Origin of the sequence: Bowmanella denitrificans (genome assembly GCF_039522935.1) — a bacterium.
GTDB classification, from domain to species: domain Bacteria; phylum Pseudomonadota; class Gammaproteobacteria; order Enterobacterales; family Alteromonadaceae; genus Bowmanella; species Bowmanella denitrificans.
Map to the genome: position 1 here is coordinate 1 of NZ_BAAAEI010000038.1, position 1629 is coordinate 1629.

Annotated in this window: 1 rRNA gene; it reads right to left on the bottom strand. The window is 53.3% G+C overall.

Annotation, left to right across the window (positions count from 1 at the left end):
• A 23S ribosomal RNA gene (locus ABD028_RS23200) occupies positions 1-1629 on the bottom strand; the annotation flags it as partial.

Below are 1629 nucleotides of genomic sequence, written 5' to 3' on the forward strand. Positions count from 1 at the left end.
TTCCACACCCTGCCTATCAACGTTCTAGTCTTGAACAACCCTTTAGAGAGCTTAAAGCTCTAGGGATGACTCATCTTGGGGCTCGCTTCCCGCTTAGATGCTTTCAGCGGTTATCGATTCCGAACGTAGCTACCGGGCAATGCGATTGGCATCACAACCCGAACACCAGCGGTTCGTCCACTCCGGTCCTCTCGTACTAGGAGCAGCTCCCCTCAATCATCCAGCGCCCACGGCAGATAGGGACCGAACTGTCTCACGACGTTCTAAACCCAGCTCGCGTACCACTTTAAATGGCGAACAGCCATACCCTTGGGACCGACTTCAGCCCCAGGATGTGATGAGCCGACATCGAGGTGCCAAACACCGCCGTCGATATGAACTCTTGGGCGGTATCAGCCTGTTATCCCCGGAGTACCTTTTATCCGTTGAGCGATGGCCCTTCCATACAGAACCACCGGATCACTATGACCTACTTTCGTACCTGCTCGACGTGTCTGTCTCGCAGTTAAGCCGGCTTATGCCATTACACTAACCTCCTGATGTCCGACCAGGATTAGCCGACCTTCGTGCTCCTCCGTTACGCTTTGGGAGGAGACCGCCCCAGTCAAACTACCCACCAGACACTGTCCGCAATCCCGATTAGGGACCAACGTTAGAACATCAAACATACCAGGGTGGTATTTCAAGGACGGCTCCACGTATACTGGCGTACACGCTTCAAAGCCTCCCACCTATCCTACACAGGTAGGGTCAATGTTCAGTGCCAAGCTGTAGTAAAGGTTCACGGGGTCTTTCCGTCTAGCCGCGGGTACACCGCATCTTCACGGCGATTTCAATTTCACTGAGTCTCGGGTGGAGACAGCGTGGCCATGGTTACACCATTCGTGCAGGTCGGAACTTACCCGACAAGGAATTTCGCTACCTTAGGACCGTTATAGTTACGGCCGCCGTTTACCGGGGCTTCGATCAAGAGCTTCGCCTAAGCTAACCCCATCAATTAACCTTCCGGCACCGGGCAGGTGTCACACCGTATACGTCATCTTTCGATTTAGCACAGTGCTGTGTTTTTAATAAACAGTCCCAGCCACCTGGTCACTGCGACCCCCAAACGCTTACGGAGCAAGTCCTTCACGTCCAGGGGCGTACCTTCTCCCGAAGTTACGGTACTATTTTGCCGAGTTCCTTCACCCGAGTTCTCTCAAGCGCCTTGGTATTCTCTACCTGACCACCTGTGTCGGTTTGGGGTACGGTCAGTGTTATCATACGTTTAGAGGCTTTTCCTGGAAGCAGAGCATCTGCAACTTCACTACCTTGGTAGCTCGTCTCGTGTCTCAGCCTTAGCATTCCGGATTTACCTAAAATGCCAGCCTACGCACTTTCACCTGGACAACCAACGCCAGGCCTGCATAGCTTTCTCCGTCCCCCCATCACTGATAACACCGGTACGGGAATATTAACCCGTTTCCCATCGACTACGCATTTCTGCCTCGCCTTAGGGGCCGACTTACCCTGCCCTGATTAGCATGGGACAGGAAACCTTGGTCTTCCGGCGAGGGGGTTTTTCACCCCCTTTATCGTTACTCATGTCAGCATTCGCACTTGTGATACCTCCAGCAAACCTCCCGGTTC